Source organism: Nostoc sp. UHCC 0302 (genome assembly GCF_038096175.1).
Classification (GTDB): domain Bacteria; phylum Cyanobacteriota; class Cyanobacteriia; order Cyanobacteriales; family Nostocaceae; genus UHCC-0302.
In genome coordinates this window covers 2,841,042-2,861,950 of the sequence record NZ_CP151099.1, presented here as the reverse complement: position 1 = coordinate 2,861,950, position 20,909 = coordinate 2,841,042, and the positions used below count along the sequence as shown (strand labels likewise).

Sequence of the window (20,909 nt, the reverse complement as noted above, 5' to 3'; positions counted from 1 at the left end):
TTATCTCCTTGTATATTGCTGTTGTTGCTGTTGTTGCTGATGTCCACTGAAGGTAAGACGTAGGGTTTGCACAGCCCCGTTGGTTTCTTCAGCGATCGCACAGTCTCCAAATTGCTGCTGAAGCTCGAAAGCCTTGGCACGAACCATCCGCTGTCCATAAGCCAGCATCAACTTGTTACTAAAGAAGTCTTGCCCTAACCGAGGGTCTGTCTCGTAAGCATCATGTATTACTTCGTACACCTCACTGTCTTGATTCCACTTGAATCCAATGTCTGCACGAGCTTTAATCGTGCGACCAGACACGATAATTTCTGCACTCCTTCCCTCAGAGCTACCGTAATAACCTTGCAGTGGCTGCGCTTTTTCATAAACCAGTGGTTGAAGTTTAAGGTCAGTGAGAGCTTGTACTAAGCATTCGCGGTTAGTGAGTTTGGTTTTTACTGTTGAGAAATGCGACATAATTTATCTCCTGTGGAGTTGAAATTGAAGAAATGTGATCAACGTACAAATGCAATGCCATATGTGAGCTATCGTGAACATCGCACTTTTAACTTCGGTGTTTAAGTCAAGAGCGATGGCATACTCGCCCTTGACCATTTCTTACCGAAATTTGAACGACATGACAGTAGCTTTGGACAAGCCCACGTCGCCAGTTGCTAGCTGTTGCAGATTGCGTTGTTCATCTAACAACTTGGTGCGGATAGAATTCATCTTTTGTTGTAACTGCGAGCGTGTATCTGAACCTAGTAGTATGCCAAGGGAAGTTTGCTAAGTAATACTTCGTTTTGATAAACTAGTCAAAAACGAGGTATAACATGGCGAAAAAGTACATTGTTGACTTGAGTGAAGATGAAGTTTTTCAACTGCAATCAATTATTAAAAAAGGTAAGCACAAGGCAAGAACTATAACCCGTGCAAACATTCTTTTGATGGCTGCTGAAGATGAAACAGACTCAGCGATCGCAGACAGAGTTAGAGTTCATTCAGCCACAGTACAAAGGATAAGAGAAAAATTTGTCATTGGTGGGTTGAATTTTGCATTAGAGGATGAAAAATATCCCCCAAAACCGAAAAAATTAGATGAAAAGCAAGAAGCATTTTTGATAGCAACTGCTTGCTCTAACCCACCAGAAGGGAGAGTACGTTGGACAATGCAATTATTAGCAGATCATTTAGTGAACGTTGGTATCATAGATTCAATTTCCGACGAAACAGTACGCCAGACTCTAAAAAAAATGAAATTAAACCGTGGTTGAAAGAACAGTGGTGTATTCCCGAAGTAAACGCAGAATTTGTGTGCCGAATGGAAGATGTATTGGATTTATATAATGAGCCATACAATCCGAAAAAACCTGTACTCTGTTTGGATGAACGCCCATATCAATTAGTAGAAGAAGTTAAAAAACCTTTGCCACCAGAACCGGATCAGCCTGAACGTTATGATTATGAATATAAACGTAATGGGGTAGTCAATTTATTTGCCCTTTTTGAACCTTTAGCTGGATGGAGGCATATTGAAGTTACACAACGTCGTACCAAGGTTGACTTTGCTAAACAATTGAAAGAACTGGTAGATGTCCATTACCGCGATGCTGAGGTAATTCGTTTAGTAGTTGATAATCTAAATATTCATACTCCAAGTACATTATATGAGGCTTTCACGCCACAAGAAGCACGTAGAATTATCCAAAAATTAGAGTTTCATTATACTCCTAAACACGCTTCTTGGTGAGCCAGTGCGTTGGGCGGGTTCCCCGACTTGAAGCAACTGGCGAACCCGAAGGGTTGAATCAAGTGGAAATTGAATTATCCGTTTTATCACGTCAATGTTTAGAACGACGTATTCCTAATATAGAAACATTAACTTCTGAAATTGCTGCTTGGGAGTCACAGCGTAATCAACAACAAACAAGTGTCCATTGGAGCTTTAAAACCAAGGATGCACGTAAAAAAATGCAACGTTTATATCCAGATTTAACTTAGCAAATTTCCCTTGGCAGACTACTAGAGTATCACTGTTGACTTGCGGTTTCTCCCACTTGTGAGCTTGGTTGCTGTCTATATTATCTGTAGCAAGAGTATTCAGTATGCTTAATTCTGAGTCTTGAGCAAAGCGATTTTTTATATCTTTTAATAGAGAATTAGTCGTGAGCGCTACCTTTGCCGAAGCATCTGCAACGATTGCTGATAACCTTGTCATTTTCTGATTGGATCGAGGTGGATAAGCCGGTACACCTATAACGCCAGCATATAAACATCCAAAGAAAGCAACAATAAATTCTAGTCCTGGTGAATAGAGTAATAAAGCTCGTTCACCTGTAAATCCAAGAGACTGTAATTGGGAAGCGATCGCTTGCGCCTGCTGTTCCAATTGTTTGTAGGTTAAGCTGTCTGACTCTGTTTCTCCATCTTGCAGAAAAGTAAAAGCCTTTTGATCCGGGTTGTGTAGTGCTCTGTTATGCAAAATATCTATAAAACTAGCAACGTTAGTAACTTGATAAGAATTATTAAAAACGGCTCTCCCAGATTAGATATGATAAATTAGTAGCAGAAATACCAATTGAGTAAAATTCTTCTTCTAAAATTATCAAAGTTAGTTAAACCATAAGCTCTTCTTTTAATCAGCTTAATCTTTTGATTAATTCCTTCAACAACTCCTTGAGTAGTTCGGCTATCAAAATAAGCGAGAATCTCATCTATCCATCTACTTATTGTTTGACAACTTTTCGGGAAGTATTTATAAGCTGTTTCTGTCCATTCTCGGAATTTATATAAGGCTTCATCACTGTTATTTGACTGTCAAATATATCTCTAAGTCCTTCTTTCATTCGATACATTTTTCCTAGCTCAGGGGCAACTTTCTCCACTGATTCTATCTTCGCCTTTTCCTCGGAGTTAAGGTTTTTTTTTCTTTAATAAAGGGTATTTACTATGAGTCAACCCCGCTAATGTACTTTCTCTCTCTTTCTTATTTTTAATTTTTTCTGCTGCTCTTTTTGCTTTCTTTCTCTTTTGATCTAACTCCTCGTTTATTTGTTTCATGACATGGAATCTATCGGCTACTATTTGAGCATTTGGCATCATTTCTTGGATTAAACTTTTATATGGTATCCATAAATCTATGCTAACTTCTTCTATTTGGGTTAAAATCTCTAAACCTAGACTAGATAAGTATTCTGCTATTACTGCTTTATTTCTTTTCTCCAATAATGCTATTGGTTTTTTTGTTTCTAAGTCCACCAGAACTGCCGCATAATTTTTTCCTCCTTTTAACTGGGTGATTTCATCTATCCCCAACTTTTTTAACTTATTAGGTTTTTCTGTGAGTAAATCAACTTCCAGTTCTTTTAATACTGTTTCCACCTCAGAGGTTGTCATTCTATTTCTGATGGCTGCACTCTTTACATTAGTTTCTAATACTTCCTTAATTACTTTCATCGCCAGTCTTTTTGTATAAGTTCTTCTGGCTTTGATAAAATCTAACTCTTCACTGAATACTTTCTGACATTTTTGACATTTCAACTGACGACGATTTACTTTTAACAATACTTGATAATCGCTTAGGGGTATATCTCTGACTCTATACCAATGATTTTGATGGATTTTATCGGAGGTATTTCCACAGTGAGGGCATTTAGCAACTTTCAGCTTATTTTCAATTTCTATTACTATTTCATCATCTGTAAGAAAATGGTAATTAATAATCTTGACATCTTCAAGATTAATAACTTTAGTAATGAAATGAAGTAAGGGATTAGATGGCATATTTATTAAAACAAAGGTTTTAATATCAATATTTTTGAATTTTTATATTATTTAATTAGTCTAGAATTCTATTTATAGCTTGGGTTTGCTCTATTAAAAAATCTAAATTATCTAAGATTTATTTAATTATTTATATTATTTTACCATAGTTACTCTGGGAGAGCCAATCTAGGACTCTTGTTGAAAGTGGTGGTTAGTGAAGCAAATGCCCCAGAAAGATTACTTGCTGCCTACGCTTTGATGGAACTGCTAGAGGAACGTCCAGAATTGTTGGAAAAAGTTGAAGTCATGTGGGTTGATTCCGGTTATGACGGGGATAAATTTGCGCTTTGTGTTTGGTTAATGATTCAAGCTCATGTTGAGGTAATGCGGCGTACTGAGCAAGAATTTCAGATTTTGCCCAAACGTTGGGTAGTAGAAAGAACATTTGGGTGGTTTAACCAGTACCGCCGTCTTAGTAAGGATTATGAGCATCTCCCAGAAATGAGTGAAGTAGCTATATATGCTGTCATGACTCGTATTATGTTACGTCGTCTTGTTGTCTAAAGATTTACTTTATAAATGGTCTCTTAGACTCTAGGTTAAATCAATAATATTAAGCTAATGAGTGCATTGAAGTTGCATAAAATCAGGGCTAAAGCCCTTACTGCAAGGGAATCAGTCTAGAAAAATGAATGACGATTAGCTTAATGTTGTTGTCGATGCGTCGTCCACGTATAAACGAAAATCCGTATAGCAAACCATACTCAAGTAATTTAAATGATGCCGAATGCTTAATTCTCAAGCTGCTTCTATCTCATTGGTGAAAAGTTAAGGTAATTGCACATTTGTCAAGAGAGTGTAGGAAAAGGCGATAAATCTTTAAAAGATTTAGTCGAAGAAACTTCCAAATATAATAAAGAGTAGCAATTACTTCGCAACAATCCATCGCGAACCGCATTTTCTTCTCCACATCCTATGAAAAATCAGGTTCGTGTTTAAGTGATTTAAAAGAACTCGAAAACATTTGAGCAATTTCCGAAACGATGGATTGTACAACGCATATTCGGCTAGCTCAACCGATATTTATCCCAGAAATTTACTATCACTACCTACTATTATTTTTTAGTTACGTCGAACTCTTAAGAAAAGGCAGTTTTTTCTCTCTTTCTGTGGGTGTACCGTTATTAGATACTTATGTGATTTTACTTACATATTATATCAAGAAAAAATGATGTAATTTTATTACTCAGCAAAAAAGCAAAACCCTTTCTTTTGCGATAAAAACCGATAAAAATTAGGTAGCAATTTTGAGCAGCTTTTTACTTTGCATGGGTTTATACGTAGATGTACAAGATATGAGTTTATCAATTTACGACTTCATTTTAGCTTCATTTATAAGGTTTTCAGGTCTCGATCTCTTCCTGATGGATGAATTTACAATCTACTTTTAGATAGTTTTAATAAATTAGGAAAAGCAAATATGCTGTTCCTAGCACCAATTAAGTATTTTTACGCTCTGCGATAATCTAGTGATCAAAGTAGTCCTATTTAATAATTTTTTGACTGTTGTAGATTAAGCACAGCATCAACAAAGTTCCACCTGATTTAGTTATCAATAATCATCTTAAGTTAGTTTCTTAGGTGCGGGTCTTCTAATCTTCTTTATATTGATATCATAAACTTATTCTATATGTAATTTCATATAGAAAGTGACTAAGACGCTGATATCATGAGAAGCATTCTTGATTTAGTTACGTCATCAAAAATTTTTGGTTTCAGTATTTTTTAGTATGCAGCTAATTTCAAATTATAAGTTTTGCGAAAATATAGTTAGTAAGCTAATAAGAAGCTGAAAACATTGAAATTAGTGTATTAAATCTGCGAGTAAATGCAACTTTTTTCTTCATAATTTGTCTAGAGATATCTTGAAGGAAAGCTTTTTCAAAAAAAAACTTTTTAAATGTTGGAGATACTTAAATGGCTAATATTCAGGATTTAGTTTTTAAGGCTCTCCCAGAGTAACTATGGTAAAATAATATAAATAATTAAATAAATCTTAGATAATTTAGATTTTTTAATAGAGCAAACCCAAGCTATAAATAGAATTCTAGACTAATTAAATAATATAAAAATTCAAAAATATTGATATTAAAACCTTTGTTTTAATAAATATGCCATCTAATCCCTTACTTCATTTCATTACTAAAGTTATTAATCTTGAAGATGTCAAGATTATTAATTACCATTTTCTTACAGATGATGAAATAGTAATAGAAATTGAAAATAAGCTGAAAGTTGCTAAATGCCCTCACTGTGGAAATACCTCCGATAAAATCCATCAAAATCATTGGTATAGAGTCAGAGATATACCCCTAAGCGATTATCAAGTATTGTTAAAAGTAAATCGTCGTCAGTTGAAATGTCAAAAATGTCAGAAAGTATTCAGTGAAGAGTTAGATTTTATCAAAGCCAGAAGAACTTATACAAAAAGACTGGCGATGAAAGTAATTAAGGAAGTATTAGAAACTAATGTAAAGAGTGCAGCCATCAGAAATAGAATGACAACCTCTGAGGTGGAAACAGTATTAAAAGAACTGGAAGTTGATTTACTCACAGAAAAACCTAATAAGTTAAAAAAGTTGGGGATAGATGAAATCACCCAGTTAAAAGGAGGAAAAAATTATGCGGCAGTTCTGGTGGACTTAGAAACAAAAAAACCAATAGCATTATTGGAGAAAAGAAATAAAGCAGTAATAGCAGAATACTTATCTAGTCTAGGTTTAGAGATTTTAACCCAAATAGAAGAAGTTAGCATAGATTTATGGATACCATATAAAAGTTTAATCCAAGAAATGATGCCAAATGCTCAAATAGTAGCCGATAGATTCCATGTCATGAAACAAATAAACGAGGAGTTAGATCAAAAGAGAAAGAAAGCAAAAAGAGCAGCAGAAAAAATTAAAAATAAGAAAGAGAGAGAAAGTACATTAGCGGGGTTGACTCATAGTAAATACCCTTTATTAAAGAAAAAAAAACCTTAACTCCGAGGAAAAGGCGAAGATAGAATCAGTGGAGAAAGTTGCCCCTGAGCTAGGAAAAATGTATCGAATGAAAGAAGGACTTAGAGATATATTTGACAGTCAAATAACAGTGATGAAGCCTTATATAAATTCCGAGAATGGACAGAAACAGCTTATAAATACTTCCCGAAAAGTTGTCAAACAATAAGTAGATGGATAGATGAGATTCTCGCTTATTTTGATAGCCGAACTACTCAAGGAGTTGTTGAAGGAATTAATCAAAAGATTAAGCTGATTAAAAGAAGAGCTTATGGTTTAACTAACTTTGATAATTTTAGAAGAAGAATTTTACTCAATTGGTATTTCTGCTACTAATTTATCATATCTAATCTGGGAGAGCCGGAATTTTTAGGACTGATTGTTTTTGTCAACCCTCGAAGAAATGGGAGTTAATGCTTAAAGTATTATCATCTCACCCTCGTAAATTGGCAAAGGTATTGAAACTATCACTAACTATCTCAAACCCTCATAACTGCGTTTTTGCAAAAATATCAAAGTTTAACCTCAAAGCTTTGAACACTTTGCTTTTGGAGTTTTCGGACAAGTCTACTACCGATGCGAGACTCCCCCATATAGCTGAAAGCAAGTGGTGTGAGAGATAGGCTGCTAGTCGTAGTGGTAAGCGGGGCGTTGCATATTTGCGGGATGATTTTACGGAGACTGCCAATTGTCTAAGCTACACATAAGCCAATCTTTCTTTCTAAACTGATATTTTCCTGAACCAAATAGATATCGCAAAACAATTAATTTGGCAAGCAGTGACCCAATACTACCTTAATCTGTGCGCGAATGGTAATGAACGTAGTTTTTGAGTTGTCGTTGTGAGAGACGATAACTCTAGTACGATAGATTTACTTCTTTATACTCTTTTTTGGTGAAGGTATTGCTAGATGAAATTCATTTATTTTTTCAACTCAATTACATCTGACTGCTGAGACCTTCAGTTGTTCGTCCAGTCATCTCACTGGGATGAATGCGGTAGATGACAATAACATTTGCCCGTCCCCAAACATCTATCCAAGTTCGATTAATTGCAGGTGAAAGCTTTGGATTCTTTGCTTGAATCAACTGCATCGCATGAGCAAACTCTTGCTGCTCAGTAATGCGATAAGCTCGACCCATGACAATTACACTTTGCCAATGGGATAAATTGTGAATTTCTTCGACCTGTAGACATACCTCCGGATTCGCATCAATGTACTCCGTCTTCATTCCTTCGGTTGTAAAAATATACAGATTGGGATTCTCGAAATAATAGTGCATCGGCACTACATAGGGATGTCCTTCTGATGTACAGCCTAAATGTCCATACTCTATCCTCTGTAAAAGGTCATGTATTTCCTTTGCTCCCATTTCATCAATATCTAACACCGTTTTTTTTCTTTTGCAACTAAAATACTTTGACGGACTCTGCTTCTATATAAATCAATTAGGATAAAATCTTAATCCTCCAGAAGAAATACACCAACCGAAATGAAAGTAACAAATCTGGATGATGCTGGTGCTGATGTTTTAGTAATATTTATCTACTTTTACTAGTCAGATATTAATATCTATGTCTGGAAGTTAAACCCAATGTAATATTAAGTACATCCCAAACAATATAATTACCTCTACACTGGATTGTAATTCTCTGTGATCGCATTTATCCTAATCCAAGAAGTTGCCAAGCCGTGCCTCTGTAACCATAGCTAAAAATATCTGGATGTAATATTTATGCCAAATTTTCCAGTGAATCTACTAAGCGTGAGCCAGGATAGTTAAAATAGAAGTTGCCATCTGTGATGTAAATTATACCAGTTAAACAGTGAATTAATCATTTTTTGAATTCGTAGTAATTCAGTTGTTAAAATTACGTCTGTTTTATTCTTGTTTTTACTTCCTTTTGGTCGTCCATGCTTACGTTTTTCTTTAAGCTTTATTTCTGGGACTGGTGTTGAGCTATTTTTTTCTACATAAATCTTTATTACCTGTTCTATTTGAATCGGAAATGAGTGCCTTTGCTCAACACTTACTAATGATAACGTAAAGAAGGATAGCCCTAATATTGGTTTACTTACTAGGCTGGAAAAAACCTATCTAAACCATAAGTATTTTTCCCTGACTTACTTATTACAACTTCATCTCCTGCAAACAAATACACCTCATTTGCATGGAATAAATGCTTGCGAAAAAATAGCCAAAACAACGTCGACCAAGGAATTACTGTATGAAACAATCTCACCATCGTCCGATAACTACCACCAGTGCCTAGGGCAAACGCATCTAAATATTGACGAGTCTAACTAAAAGTAGAATGCATCAGAGTCTAAGTCCCGTATGACTTTCAGTAGATTAAACCTTTTTTTTGAAATAATGATAATCATTATAAAGTGGGGTAGAAGCAACCAAGGGTTGTCATTGAAGAACGTGATATTCTCATAAAAGCTCCAAATAAGATTACGTTTTCCTATTTCCTCTCCATAAAGCTCAAACCAAAAATCACAATTGCTGACTATTTTTTGGGAATAGAAGACCCACGGATAGATCGCACGAAGCGGCATAACTTAATTGATATCATGACCATTGCGGTATGTGCAGTGATTTGTGGTGCAGATGGTTGGGTAGGTATAGAGACTTATGGTTGTGGTAAGTATGAATGGTTAAAAACATTTTTAGAACTACCAAATGGTATTCTGTCCCACGATACATTTGCACGAGTCTTTGCTTAAAATTTATCCTCAAGAGTTTCAGTCATGTTTCCTTAATTGGATGAAATCCATACAAAAAATCACTAATGGTGAAGTGGTTGCACTTGATGTTATCTCAAATTGAATCTCGGCTTAATCCAGATTTAGTTTGGTCAAGCTTTAATAGTGTTGGAATGGTAGAATCTATCCGTTCATTAGATGGTGAAACGACGGTTGAAACTCGTTATTTTATCAGTAGCCTTGAGTCAAATGCTAAACAGTTTGGTAATTCTATTCGCAGTCATTGGGAAATTGAAAATTCATTGCATTGGGTATTGGATGTGGCTTTAAGAAAAGATGATTGTCGGATTAGGAAAGATAATGCCCCCCAGAATTTCACAATATTACGGCAAATTTCGGTCAATCTCCTAACTCAAGAGAAGCGTGTAAAACGTGGAATAAAAAATAAACAGTTTCTCGCTGGGTTGGATAACAATTATTTAGAAAGGGTTTTAGCCTTAGCATAAACTGAATTATAAACGATTCAGTTTAATATTCCAGTGAAAAAATTTACTTACTTTCAAGGAGTAATTCTTTTTTTGTGCCTAATCAGGAAGTTTTTTAGTACTAATAAAGAGTTATTTGGTTGGAAATAAGCTAATTTATAATTTTGCTCAAAGTTGATTTATTTTATTTATCAAATCATCAGGTATTGTAATTATCTAGATAATTTTGAGAGGCTTATTAGTTTTTGTTAAGAAATAAGGTGCGTTTTCCCTACACTAGTGCCTGTCCAACGAGATATTCCTAACATGGTGACTCGTCCGCTCATTGCTAACATAGCCAGAATTATCTGGTTCATTCGGCGCATCGTCGTAGCGTTAATCTGCGGTAGCAGGCATTGTAACAGTGATAAAATATCCGGCATGGGCGAATAGAAAGCAACGGGTGTTCGCATTAAACCATTAACACATTAGGTTTTTGCTCAAAGGGCATCCTACACTTTTTTGTCATCATCAGAAAATTCAATATCTCTCAAAATAGACTACTGGAGCTTATCTTAAGTATTAACTCTAGATTAAATGTATATATTTAAGCTACTTATTAGAGTGTATATTTTAGCGTTCGCTCGTTTTTTGCCTGACTTCAGAAAATCGCGTTGCTCCCATTGTTGCCCATCTCCCCCGAAATTTTTCGCTCTTCTTTCCCAGAGCAAGACATCACAGCTAGAGAAGTTGTTGCGTTATGTTAAGAGTTATCCAACATATCAAAGATTCAGTTTATATTTTCCTGATTGTGGCTTATTATATTGATGAGAATGGAAGTTTAATATCTTCCCAACAGCAATCGAGAAATATGTTTTATCAAGTCGTTCATAGCACCCTGGGGCGCTGCCGTATTCGTGTGCCCAGACTGGCAGATGACTTAGAGTTTGCTGAAAACCTCAATCGCTTGGTTGAGTCATTGCAGTTTGTCACTGAGGTTCGCATCAATCCCGCAGCTAGTTCGTTGATTGTTAACTACAAAGTCAGTGCAGTTAATCTTGAAGATGCCCAAAAATATCTGTCAAACTGTATTGAAAAGGCAAGTTGTATTCAACAAGCGAATTTGATTGAAACTTCTAATGAAGAAACTATAGAAGAATCTGACTTGATTCCAGAAGTTAACCAATGGAGAGATTTAGGTCTACCCCTCCTCAGTCTGAGTTTGGCAATATTTGCAGCTCCGTTGGAGTTACCACCTCTGTTGATTATAATGGCGATCGCGGGTGCTGCAATGCCTTGGTTCAATCGAGCGGCTGACAGCATTGTTAATCAAGGTCATCCTAATATTGATCTTTTAGACTCGACGTGGATGACTCTACAAGTCGTCCAAGGTCAATATATTGCCCCGTCCTTGAAAACTAGTTTAGTAGAAATCCGCAGAAGCTTGCGCGGTACAGTTGAGGAAGCCAGAGAACAAAAAGCTCTAGACTATTTAAATTATTTGCATCAAGATATTTGGATACAGCGTGATCAATTACAGCCAGCAGTGAGAGCAATAGACTTGCAAGCGGGCGATCGCATCACGATTTATGCTGGTGAAATAATTCCTGTAGATGGTAGGATTCTATCTGGTAGTGGTTTGGTGGATTGCTCCTACCTCACAAGTATATCTACACCTATCCATTATTCTCTAGGGCAAGAGATATACGCCTCTTCTCGGTTATTGGAAGGAGAGTTGTCTATCTTAGTGGAACGGACGGGTGAAAATACTCGCTTGGGATTGATTGCTCATCTGATGCAAACTACTCCAGTGCATGATACGCATATTGGCGCACAACAAGCAGAATTTGTGAAAAATGCCATCGTACCAACCTTAGTTTTAGGCGGCACTATTTTTGCTGCAACAGGTAATTTAGGAGCTGCTATTTCTCCTTTTCAGTTTGACTTTGGTAGTGGTATTCCTATTTCTATCTCATCAACCATCCTCTCTGCCTTGACTCACGCTGTCCAAAATGGCATTTATATCCGTAGTGGTCGTGTTGTGGAATTGTTGAGTCAGTTAAATACTCTTGTCATTCATGACTCTGCACTATTGTATCTAAATACAACTGCATCAGAATGTATTAAGGCGATCGCTACCCTACAAGAACAGGGTATTACTATCTACCTCATCAGTGACGATAGTTTGGCAAAGACTACCATTCTTGCAAAAAAATTTGGTATTCATCCTCACCATATTCTTGCAGAATCTTACCCCCAACAACAAGCAAACTTAGTTGATGGACTCCGCAACCAAGGGGAGTGCGTAGCAGTGCTGGGAATAAATGGTGATTGTCATGCAGACATTTCTGTCTCACTTGGCTTTGGGGGGAATGTTTGTACAGAAGCAGATGTGGTGCTGCTTGATCAGCAATTGCAAGGATTGATTTATGCTATTGCGATCGCTAAACGAGCAATGGAGGTAGTTTACCAAAATACAGCAACTATTGTTGTGCCTAACCTGATGATGCAAATTGGTGGCGGTATGGTCTTGGGTGTCAATCCAGTTTGGAATGTCATTGTGAATAATGGCTCGGCATTTATTGCTGAGTTCTTAAATGGTTCGCGCCCCATTTTTGATTCGATTGGGCCATCACAACAGAAAAATCATCACAAAACAAATATTATGACAATTCCTGCAACTTCTACCGAGTTACCTTTACCTATTTTGAACGGTAAAAAATTGAATCAACAACCTTTGACTCAATGATAGAATCAAGGTAGATTGACCTATCAAAAATTCATAACAAAAGCAGATTAATGCTGACGGGCTTTTCTATATTTTCTAGCAATTTGTCTACTTTCCTCCAAGTAGGCTTGAACTACATAAAGGGCCATACAAAATAAAACAACGTAAGCAACTAAAGCAACTACAACTATGCTATCCATTTTTATTCTCCCTAGCTTGGCTCTCTTTGAATAAATTGTTTCTTTTCTTTATCTACAGACCATTTTAAGATTAATCAGGTCTGCTGTAACACAATGTAATGTAAATCTCTATTGTTTTTGATTGTCAGAAATAGTTTATGAGATATTACTAAAGAACAGAGTATTTCTCACTAAATCTATATCGTCTGGAAATCTCTTGTGTCTCATGCTTACAGGTTTCAATTAGCTGAAAAGCCATAAACGACATAACTAGATAAGCAGCAACAGAAACTATAACAATGTAATTCATTTTCTTTTATCAAAAATTGCTTAGTTATTACTTCTAAATATTAAAAAATTAAATCTTGATTGCCTTCTACTAAAATATGTAAATACTCTCCGCCCAAAGTGAGAGAATAAGCAAGCATACAAATACTTCTTAATCTAAGCAGTTAGATATCATGAAATATAAAATGAAAACCAGAGCAACCCACTCCTGTTAAGGGTTTTTCCTTCTGCTTCTTGATTTCTTCATATAACTTGATTTGATCAAAATTATTTACAGCTTTTCTAAAGGAATAAGCCAAATGACAACAAAAGATAAAATTCTGTTTTATATGTTAGTGTTTGTGCCTATTTCCTTTATAGCGGAATGGCTACATTTACATCCTGTTATTGTTTTCGTTATTTCTGGTTTAGCAATTATCCCCTTAGCAGCGTGGATTGCCAATTCTACGGAAGAAATTGCTACTGTTGTGGGGCCATCTCTCGGTGGGTTGCTCAATGCTACTTTTGGCAACGCAACTGAGATGATTATCTCTATTGTTGCTCTTCGTGCTGGTTTGGTGGAGGTAGTCAAAGCCAGCATTACAGGTACTATCGTTGCTAACCTACTTCTGGCTTTAGGAGCAGCAATTTTTTTGGGAGGGTTACGTTTTAAAGAGCAAAGTTTTCAGCCTAAGGTGGCCCGAATTAATGCTTCTTCACTAAATCTAGCTTTGGTAGTGCTACTTACGCCTACTGCTATCGACTTCACATCTAAAGGATTAAAGCCTACAACTATCAATAATTTTTCTGCGGTTGCTGCGATTTTGTTGTTAGTGTTCTACCTGTTGATGCTGCTGTTTTCTATGAAAACCCACAAGGATATGTATGAACTCAGAGCTACTGAGCTTGATGAATCAGAACAGGCAGAAATTAAGTCTCATCAACATGAAACATCTTTGTGGAAGAATGTTGCTATCTTGCTAATTTGTACCATTGCGTTGGTATTTGTTTCTGATGTCTTAGTTGCTAGTCTACAAAAAGCAATTACGACTTTAGGCTTTACTAGTTTATTTACAGGGGTAATTCTGATTCCACTTTTTGGAGGTGCTGTAGAGTATATTACTGCTGCTACCTTTGCTATGAAAAATAAAATGGATTTAGCAGTAGCAGTGGCGATGGGTTCCAGCCTGCAAATTGCTATGTTTGTTGCTCCAATTTTGGTGTTAGTGGGCCAGTTGATGGGACAACCGATGAATCTAGATTTTAACCCGTTTGAAGTATTGGCAGTGGCGATCGCTGTTTTAATTACCAACTCCATCAGCACAGATGGAAACTCTAACTGGCTAGAAGGAGCGTTACTGCTGATTACCTACGCAGTTTTAGGAGCAGCATTCTATTTTCATCCATAAACCTGTAGAGATGTTGCAACGCAACATCTCTACTACAAATACCGGGTCACAACCTAAAATGAAATCACCAAATAAGGTTCTTCAAATTTGCCTCCGGTAACTGGCTGATTTCGTAGTTCATCTGGTAAAACAATATTTCGCCGTTGATCACCTGCTTCAACCGTGAGTTCTGTACCCAACTGGGTAAGCTTGACTTGCGATTTGCTGAATCCTGGCAAGAATAATCGTACCCGACGTTGCGCCAAATCAACTGTTAAAGGTTGGGGAACATGAGGAATAGTTTTAAAATCTGGTAGTGCATCTAGTAGGGGTTGCCAATTGTGTTTTTGCAACGCTGGAATTAGGTTTACTTCCAATGGAGCAAAAGCTTGCTCTAGTTCAGTTTTGTTAGCTGCTTCATAACTTTGATAAGCTAGAACCCCACTTACTCGCAAATCAACCTGCTGTGCGCTACCCCAAAGCCAACGAGCCTCAGCGATGGCTGCTGGTTCATCTGTAGTTACTAAATAAGCGCTTAACCTTTTGGCATCTCCGACAACTGCAACGCTTTTAGCAATCCAATCTTGAATTTGCACAATAGCATCTTGCACTTTTCGAGTGTCCATATTTGCATTCAACAAAGCACTGGCGAGAGGACCCCCAATCGAGTCGGCGATTTTACTCAAATCTAGAGATTCTAACGCTTCACGAAAGCGGCGATAATACCAATCTGCAATGTTGGGGATTCCCAGCATTCTCAATGATTCTAAATCTCCCCGCCCATCATAAATGATGACATCATAGTCTTCACTTTGATAGTACTTTCGCAGAGCGTTGAAGGATAGAAGGCTATCAAAACCCGGTAGGATCATCACCTCTCCCGAATATATCTCCATTTTTACAGAGGACGGGAGGTAGAGAGCCAACCACTTTTTGACTTCTTCCCAAACTTGTTCTAATAGTACTGTTGCTTGCAACTGTACCACACTTAGATTAGGCGCAATCTCTTGGGGAGTTGCTGGGAGGGAAGTTTCTAACAGCAGTTCTGCGCTGGGATTGGGATTGTGGGTTACTAGTAGCACCCGTTGAGAATACTGAGCAAACCATTTAGCAGTGGCGATCGCCAGTGTGGTGTGTCTCGTATCCGCCTTGCCTAAAAATGTAATAATTCTGCTCATCAAGGCATAGCCCTTATGTCTTTTTCAAGGACTGAAGTTTACTCTTTAGCGAGAAGAGTGGGGTATTTATCAGTAATAGTTAACTAATAGTTAACTGATTTTTATGATTCCAAAGTACTGAAACAGAAAGCAGCAACAAGAAGAAAAGGAGTGCCAGGTACCAAGGGGAGAAGTATCCCAATTATACCCAAAACAATGCAAATGGAACCGATAACAATTCTCCCGGCGTTTCTGATTTGCTTGAGCATAGGAGTTATCCTACAAGTTGTTAAAATTGCTTGTTTAATTTAGCGTATCAGGTAATCATGCAATTATGAGCAGTATATAAAACAAGCTGCATGAATTTTCATTTACTATCACATTTGAGGTGCTTATGTCTTATTCTACAAGCTATGCCCCGCAGTCTTCCTTTGTGTCTGGGGCATTGGATAACCTGAGGATTTTATTACCCAATTTAGTTTTATCTTTGGGTATCTCTATTATTGGTTCGATTGTACTGACTGGATTAACATATTGGCTCAATGCTGCCATCGGTATTCCAGTAATTCCATTTTTGTTTATTATGATTTAGAGTAAGTTTAACGGATTAGAGATAAGTAGGGGCGTAAAGTCTTGCATCCCTACTTTAAATAAGTCCTCAGAAAGGATATGTACGGCCTGCGTTCCATTCTTGGAACACAACTTTTCACCGCAGCTTAAAATTGTTGATATTAGACAAATCCGCTATGGATTATCAAATTGTTCATGCTGTTGAAGGACGGATTCGCATCCGGATTCCCTTATTAGCTGAGGAAGCAGAGTATGCTAGTAAATTGCAAAAGCGGGTTGAGTCCTTGAACTATGTTACCAATGTTCGGATTAACCCTCTAGCTGAGTCAATGATTGTCACTTATAAATATAAGTTTGTTTCATGTACTGTGATGCAGACTCATCTTCAAGAAGCGATCGCACAGGTGGCTTCTCCAAAGTCACCGTCTGCATCTGATGTATCAGAACCAAAAATTGCACAAGTGGCTTCTCCACAGTCACCGTCTACACCTCCTGCATCAGAACCAGTAGTAATAGAAAAGAAATCTCCTAGTGTTTCAACAGGAGTTGCACAAGAGTTGTTTGCTTATAGCGTAGAACAGGTTAACCCAGATAAAGACCCTTGGGAAGAGGAGGCAACTCCAGCAATTGAGGCACCGAGCGATCAATTCCAAGCAGATTTATCTACGCCGGAGGTATCGGCGATTGAAGACGACCAAGCCAAGGATAAGTTAGTAGACACTGTTACACAGCAGGTAAATTCTGATGTAATACCGTTGCAAACATCAGCTTTAGCAAAGCGTTTAGAGGTACATCCTAAAGCTTTAAGCCGATATAAGTCAAAACCTGACTTTAGCCAGTGGAGCCAGAAAAAAGACCCAAACAGCATTGCTTGGACTTATGATAGTGTCTCAAAAATCTTTTGCCCAACGGAGCTAACTGTAAGTACAGAGCAGTCTAATCTTCAGGAACAGAGGATGCAGACGGAAGTAGAAAAAGTTGGAAGTGAAGTGCTAGGTGGAATAGTGGGAGGAATTGTCGGCGAAACTGTAGGCGGTGTAATTGCAGGGCCGATAGGAATGGTTGTTGGTGAACAAGTTGGCACCGTCATTGGCCCAATCTTGGGAGAGGATTTAGGTAAACAAGCCGAACACGTCAATCACCCAGAAGCACAAAAGCACCCTGAGCTAGAAACGCAAGAACAAATAGAAGTTTCGGCGAGTGAAACAATAGGAGGAAAAATTGGTGAGACTGTGGGAGAAATAGTCGGTGAGGTTTTGTTAGGACAAGAGGGTGGAGTAATTGGTAAAAATATGGGCGAAAAAATTGGCTCGGCTGTTACAGAAATACTTGAGAAAGAAGTAATAGTGAACAGCGAGTCTGGTGAACAAGAATCTGATCAAAATTAGTTACTGTGGGAGTGCTTGCAAGTGTTGACAACCAATGAAGAAATCATGACTTCTACAAGAAATCGGAAAAGGGAGAAGGGGAAAAGGGATTGAATTTCCTTTTCCCACCTCTTGCAAAAGTACCTTTTGCAAGAGACATTCTAAATAGAATCCACAACGAGGGTATGAAAATTTGTTCCCCTAAGCCCCTACACCCATTTTTAAGATAGGTCTAATTAAGATCTGCATATTTTAACCAGTCATAAACTAATGGCATCTCATCAGCTAATTTCCCCAATTGCAATAATCCCTTCATTGCTCCACAGTTAGAATGACCACAGACAATAATCTGCTTAATCTCTAAAGCCTGAACTGCATATTCAACTGCTGCTCCTTCACCACCATTAGTCGCACCATAAGGCGGAATAATATTACCCGCATTACGAATAATAAAAAGTTCTCCAGGTTCAGTTTGAGTTAGCAAATTTGGATCAATCCGCGAGTCAGAGCAGGTAATGAATAACGCTCTGGGGTGCTGTTCATTCCCAAGATGCTCAAACAAGTCTCGGTGTTCTTGGAAATAACTGGTTTGAAATTTATGTAAACCAGCAAACAACTTTTTCATTTATTCGAAAAACTCCAATAATTGATCCAAAAAATAAATTTTGCAGATTTATGATGAAAAATCTTCTACCAATTCTATGTAAAGATGCGCTTAATCCCACCTCCCTATAGTCCGGGTCAGAGGAGGACGCCGAAGGCGGGAGTTAGATATAGTACAACTTCATAGAGAAACGGTATTACTAAGTAAACCTTCTGCTAATTAGTTCTATGGCATCTTTGAGTTGTTCTTTGTGTTTCCAAACACAGCCGCCATAGATCATTTTTCCATCAGGATCAGCTAAAAATATATAATCGTCTCTAAAAAATGGGCTTGTCCAAGTTTTAACTAGAGTGCCATCTCTGAGGATAAACTTAGACTGAGAATGTTTAATCAAGTTTGGGCGGCAATATGCAATTCTAGGTACAGTTGCTAAAATCTGCATAACTGCTGCTGTTGTTGTGGCGATCGGTTGTGAAGATATCCACTTCTGGTCTTCTACTTTAGAACCCCATTTACCAATCTTAAATTTTGAGAATGGAATTCGTGGAAATATGTTTACCATGATTAGTGTTCCATCACTATATAGGCAAAAGAAAATTAAGAATTCTCTTTGTGTCCTATGTACAAGAAGTTTTTTCACCCCGGTTGTAGAGCAGCCGAAGTGATGGATAATCTGCCTGTGCATCAAGTACTGAAGATTTGACTATCAATTCAGTGAACAGTTATCAGCGGCAAACTGCGTATGCTGTGAAACGAGCAACTCAAATGGAGACACTGATAACTGTTAAAAATTTATAGATTGAGCGAGTGTGTTGCTTTGCATAACACAATTTTTTTGATTTGTTAGGTTGAACTGAGTTCAACCTAAACTAAAAACTACACCATTAGTTAGTGATGAGAGTATGTCAATTCTCACACTTATTTGGGTTCAGCGTTGCGACACTTACTGTCATCGCACTTGTCAAGCACGATCGCTCTGAAACTTGCAATAATTTACCGTGAGGCAGTGTAACGTCAAGAATAAAGAATAGCAGCAGCAAACCCAATGGGCCGAAAGCAAGAGCAAATGCTAATTTACGCACATTTAAGAAATTTGGATGATCAATCATGATGTCTCCTTTGAGAAGAGGTAGTTGTTGTCATCAATAGTAGTTATCGGCATTGCTGGATTAGGGTATAGTTTGCCCACGCTCCAGATACACACAGAAGGTTAATTAGGAGAATAGACATCTTCAGAAATTAATTATGCGTTCACTAAAACCTTTTGTAGAGAGGAACGGTCATACTCCTAATACCAATTCTTTGTGAATCTGTACATTATTTTGACCCCTCCCAACCTCCCTGTTTACGGGGAGGTGCCGCAGGCGGTGGGGTTCTTTTTATGCATCTTCACATGGAAATGGCATAACACAAGAAGGAAGCTATACCCTTACTTTATTACTGGTAATGTCTAACAAGAGTGTGACAGTAGGGTAATTAGTCAAAAGCCTATCATATCAGACATTGCATCTATAGAATAAGCGCCATATTCCAGAAAATCTTTACTCTTAGATAAGTAAGCTAAAACACATTTATTTTGCATATTTACTTATGAAGATAGTTCAGAGTCAAAAGCGGAGCCGGAGATGCTCCGCCTCCGGTCAAGTTTTAGTCTGCACTCTGGAACGCCAGTTGCTACAAGTCAGAAAACCCCCTACAGCCCTTCTCCTAAAGGAGACGCTCCGCGAACGGGCATCCTGCGGCAGGCGCTAACACTAACGCACTGGCTCGACTCTTGACACCCTCAACCAAAGAATGTGCAATTTTTATTTGCGTAAGAGCTTAAAGACTGATAAATGATCGAGAAGGGGTGTGAGTATGAAGATATGAGGTTTAGGGGAAAGGCTATGTAACCCCTTGCATTCAAAAGGTTTGAGCCACCTCAATTTATTTAAGACTTACGCAAAGGTAATGTATTTTCGTCATTGCGTAAGTCCTGTTATTAATAGAGTGACCCTATAGCCTTACACTCTTACTTCCTCACACCCCTAATTTTTCAACTAATAACAAGTCATCTCTTACAAAGTTCAGATGCCTGCGGCAAGCCGCAAAGCGTCTACGGAGGAAATCTCCGCTCTGACTTCGCGCTTTGTAACTTTTCACAAACTAAGTAACTGTTTACTCTTCAGGGCTTATCCAATCGTTACCTCACGGGGAGCTACTTCACTTTTGCCATTCTTGGAAGACCTGATATCAGATTTAGCTTCTGCTATCAAATCTTGGAAGGATTCAGAAGCTTCAGCAGCACTAGCTTGTACTTTGTCAAAGGCTTCAAAAACCCAAATTAATCCAGTCTTAGCTGTAGATCGCGCTGAGTCTGATAAATTATGACCCGTTGCAGCATCTACAGCACCAACGATAGGTGCAATAGCCAGTGCCCCAACACCAATTACCGCAGCAGTCATTGGCTCTAGTCCTAACAATAAAGCTTCTAGTTCAAACATTCTAAATAGCCTCCAAAAAAGGTATATCGCTAATCATGATTCGTATTCGCCACCGTGCACTACAGATGACGGCATTGGTTTCCAAACATCATCAACAAGTCTGAGTTGGCTTTACCTTATTAACTATGCATAGAAAAATGGAAACAGAATACTGCACACCCTTGACGGCAGTTACACGAAATATA

14 protein-coding genes and 8 pseudogenes are annotated in these 20,909 nt (G+C 37.7%); 9 read left to right on the top strand and 13 right to left on the bottom strand.

Annotation, left to right across the window (positions count from 1 at the left end):
- A complete protein-coding gene (locus tag WKK05_RS12010) occupies window positions 1–459 on the bottom strand; it encodes a DUF1257 domain-containing protein (RefSeq protein ID WP_341529934.1) in 459 nt (152 codons plus the stop codon).
- 356 nt (window positions 460–815) lie between these two features.
- Here WKK05_RS12010 and WKK05_RS12005 point away from each other — a divergent pair.
- Window positions 816–1,983 (top strand): annotated as a pseudogene (locus tag WKK05_RS12005) (IS630 family transposase).
- Here the strand turns inward: WKK05_RS12005 and WKK05_RS12000 are convergent.
- From WKK05_RS12000 to WKK05_RS11990, 3 genes and pseudogenes are all read right to left on the bottom strand, one after another.
- Window positions 1,928–2,464 carry an AMP-binding protein gene (locus WKK05_RS12000; protein ID WP_341529933.1) on the bottom strand — a complete coding sequence of 179 codons (537 nt, stop codon included), beginning with the start codon at window positions 2,462–2,464 and terminating at the stop codon, window positions 1,928–1,930. The pseudogene WKK05_RS12005 and the gene WKK05_RS12000 overlap by 56 nt on opposite strands.
- 77 nt (window positions 2,465–2,541) lie before the next feature.
- A pseudogene (locus WKK05_RS11995) lies at window positions 2,542–2,775 on the bottom strand (transposase); the annotation flags it as partial.
- Window positions 2,709–3,765, bottom strand: a pseudogene (locus WKK05_RS11990) (ISL3 family transposase). The pseudogenes WKK05_RS11990 and WKK05_RS11995, both read right to left, overlap by 67 nt.
- Window positions 3,766–3,930: 165 nt before the next feature.
- On the opposite strand from WKK05_RS11990, the pseudogene WKK05_RS11985 reads away from it, so the two are divergent.
- The 3 genes and pseudogenes from WKK05_RS11985 to WKK05_RS11975 all read left to right on the top strand — a co-directional run.
- Window positions 3,931–4,311 (top strand): annotated as a pseudogene (locus tag WKK05_RS11985) (transposase); the annotation flags it as partial.
- 1,607 nt (window positions 4,312–5,918) lie between these two features.
- A complete protein-coding gene (locus WKK05_RS11980) occupies window positions 5,919–6,788 on the top strand; it encodes an ISL3 family transposase (protein WP_341529932.1) in 870 nt (289 codons plus the stop codon).
- Window positions 6,789–6,816: 28 nt separating this feature from the next.
- Window positions 6,817–6,975 (top strand): hypothetical protein, encoded by a 159-nt coding sequence (locus tag WKK05_RS11975; protein WP_341529931.1) that lies wholly within the window; start codon window positions 6,817–6,819, stop codon window positions 6,973–6,975.
- Between the two features lie 770 nt (window positions 6,976–7,745).
- Here WKK05_RS11975 and WKK05_RS11970 read toward each other — a convergent pair.
- Together WKK05_RS11970 and WKK05_RS11965 are read right to left on the bottom strand one after the other, a co-directional pair.
- Window positions 7,746–8,198 (bottom strand): pyridoxamine 5'-phosphate oxidase family protein, encoded by a 453-nt coding sequence (locus WKK05_RS11970; protein ID WP_341529930.1) that lies wholly within the window; start codon window positions 8,196–8,198, stop codon window positions 7,746–7,748.
- A gap of 431 nt (window positions 8,199–8,629) precedes the next feature.
- Window positions 8,630–9,054 (bottom strand): annotated as a pseudogene (locus WKK05_RS11965) (transposase); the annotation flags it as partial.
- Window positions 9,055–9,289: 235 nt separating this feature from the next.
- Between WKK05_RS11965 and WKK05_RS11960 the strand changes: the two are divergent.
- Window positions 9,290–10,023: pseudogene (locus WKK05_RS11960) on the top strand (ISAs1 family transposase).
- A 263-nt stretch (window positions 10,024–10,286) separates the two neighbouring features.
- Here the strand turns inward: WKK05_RS11960 and WKK05_RS11955 are convergent.
- Window positions 10,287–10,424 (bottom strand): annotated as a pseudogene (locus tag WKK05_RS11955) (IS4 family transposase); the annotation flags it as partial.
- 317 nt (window positions 10,425–10,741) lie between these two features.
- Here WKK05_RS11955 and WKK05_RS11950 point away from each other — a divergent pair.
- Window positions 10,742–12,730, top strand: coding sequence for an HMA2 domain-containing protein (locus WKK05_RS11950; protein ID WP_341529929.1), 1,989 nt, complete (start codon window positions 10,742–10,744; stop codon window positions 12,728–12,730).
- Between the two features lie 47 nt (window positions 12,731–12,777).
- Here WKK05_RS11950 and WKK05_RS11945 read toward each other — a convergent pair whose 3' ends face one another.
- The gene (locus tag WKK05_RS11945; protein ID WP_341529928.1) at window positions 12,778–12,909 is read right to left on the bottom strand and encodes a hypothetical protein; all 132 of its coding nucleotides are present in this window, start codon (window positions 12,907–12,909) and stop codon (window positions 12,778–12,780) included.
- Between the two features lie 566 nt (window positions 12,910–13,475).
- Here WKK05_RS11945 and cax point away from each other — a divergent pair.
- A complete protein-coding gene (cax, locus tag WKK05_RS11940; protein WP_341529927.1) occupies window positions 13,476–14,564 on the top strand; it encodes a calcium/proton exchanger in 1,089 nt (362 codons plus the stop codon).
- A gap of 53 nt (window positions 14,565–14,617) precedes the next feature.
- On the opposite strand, the gene WKK05_RS11935 is transcribed toward cax, so the two are convergent.
- Window positions 14,618–15,721, bottom strand: coding sequence for an ArsA family ATPase (locus WKK05_RS11935; RefSeq protein WP_341529926.1), 1,104 nt, complete (start codon window positions 15,719–15,721; stop codon window positions 14,618–14,620).
- Between the two features lie 373 nt (window positions 15,722–16,094).
- On the opposite strand from WKK05_RS11935, the gene WKK05_RS11930 reads away from it, so the two are divergent.
- On the top strand, window positions 16,095–16,292 hold the full coding sequence (locus tag WKK05_RS11930; RefSeq protein WP_341529925.1) for a hypothetical protein: 198 nt from the start codon (window positions 16,095–16,097) through the stop codon (window positions 16,290–16,292).
- Window positions 16,293–16,446: 154 nt separating this feature from the next.
- On the top strand, window positions 16,447–17,658 hold the full coding sequence (locus tag WKK05_RS11925) for an HMA2 domain-containing protein (RefSeq protein WP_341529924.1): 1,212 nt from the start codon (window positions 16,447–16,449) through the stop codon (window positions 17,656–17,658).
- Between the two features lie 220 nt (window positions 17,659–17,878).
- Here the strand turns inward: WKK05_RS11925 and WKK05_RS11920 are convergent.
- The 4 genes and pseudogenes from WKK05_RS11920 to WKK05_RS11905 form a co-directional block, all read right to left on the bottom strand.
- Window positions 17,879–18,262, bottom strand: a pseudogene (locus tag WKK05_RS11920) (carbonic anhydrase); the annotation flags it as partial.
- 178 nt (window positions 18,263–18,440) lie between these two features.
- On the bottom strand, window positions 18,441–18,803 hold the full coding sequence (locus WKK05_RS11915) for a hypothetical protein (RefSeq protein WP_341529923.1): 363 nt from the start codon (window positions 18,801–18,803) through the stop codon (window positions 18,441–18,443).
- Between the two features lie 343 nt (window positions 18,804–19,146).
- Window positions 19,147–19,350, bottom strand: coding sequence for a hypothetical protein (locus tag WKK05_RS11910; protein WP_341529922.1), 204 nt, complete (start codon window positions 19,348–19,350; stop codon window positions 19,147–19,149).
- 1,062 nt (window positions 19,351–20,412) lie between these two features.
- Window positions 20,413–20,724, bottom strand: a complete 312-nt coding sequence (locus tag WKK05_RS11905; protein ID WP_341529921.1) for a DUF5132 domain-containing protein — start codon at window positions 20,722–20,724, stop codon at window positions 20,413–20,415.
- Between the last annotated feature and the right edge of the window lie 185 nt (window positions 20,725–20,909).

What these genes read in the sequence shown, in the direction of transcription:
- WKK05_RS12010 (WP_341529934.1), bottom strand. Translation starts at nt 459, where the DNA reads ATGTCGCATTTCTCAACAGTAAAAACCAAACTCACTAACCGCGAATGC.
- WKK05_RS11980 (WP_341529932.1), top strand. Translation starts at nt 5,919, where the DNA reads ATGCCATCTAATCCCTTACTTCATTTCATTACTAAAGTTATTAATCTT.
- WKK05_RS11950 (WP_341529929.1), top strand. Translation starts at nt 10,742, where the DNA reads ATGTTAAGAGTTATCCAACATATCAAAGATTCAGTTTATATTTTCCTG.
- WKK05_RS11945 (WP_341529928.1), bottom strand. Translation starts at nt 12,909, where the DNA reads ATGGATAGCATAGTTGTAGTTGCTTTAGTTGCTTACGTTGTTTTATTT.
- cax (WP_341529927.1), top strand. Translation starts at nt 13,476, where the DNA reads ATGACAACAAAAGATAAAATTCTGTTTTATATGTTAGTGTTTGTGCCT.
- WKK05_RS11935 (WP_341529926.1), bottom strand. Translation starts at nt 15,721, where the DNA reads ATGAGCAGAATTATTACATTTTTAGGCAAGGCGGATACGAGACACACC.
- WKK05_RS11930 (WP_341529925.1), top strand. Translation starts at nt 16,095, where the DNA reads ATGTCTTATTCTACAAGCTATGCCCCGCAGTCTTCCTTTGTGTCTGGG.
- WKK05_RS11925 (WP_341529924.1), top strand. Translation starts at nt 16,447, where the DNA reads ATGGATTATCAAATTGTTCATGCTGTTGAAGGACGGATTCGCATCCGG.
- WKK05_RS11915 (WP_341529923.1), bottom strand. Translation starts at nt 18,803, where the DNA reads ATGGTAAACATATTTCCACGAATTCCATTCTCAAAATTTAAGATTGGT.
- WKK05_RS11910 (WP_341529922.1), bottom strand. Translation starts at nt 19,350, where the DNA reads ATGATTGATCATCCAAATTTCTTAAATGTGCGTAAATTAGCATTTGCT.
- WKK05_RS11905 (WP_341529921.1), bottom strand. Translation starts at nt 20,724, where the DNA reads ATGTTTGAACTAGAAGCTTTATTGTTAGGACTAGAGCCAATGACTGCT.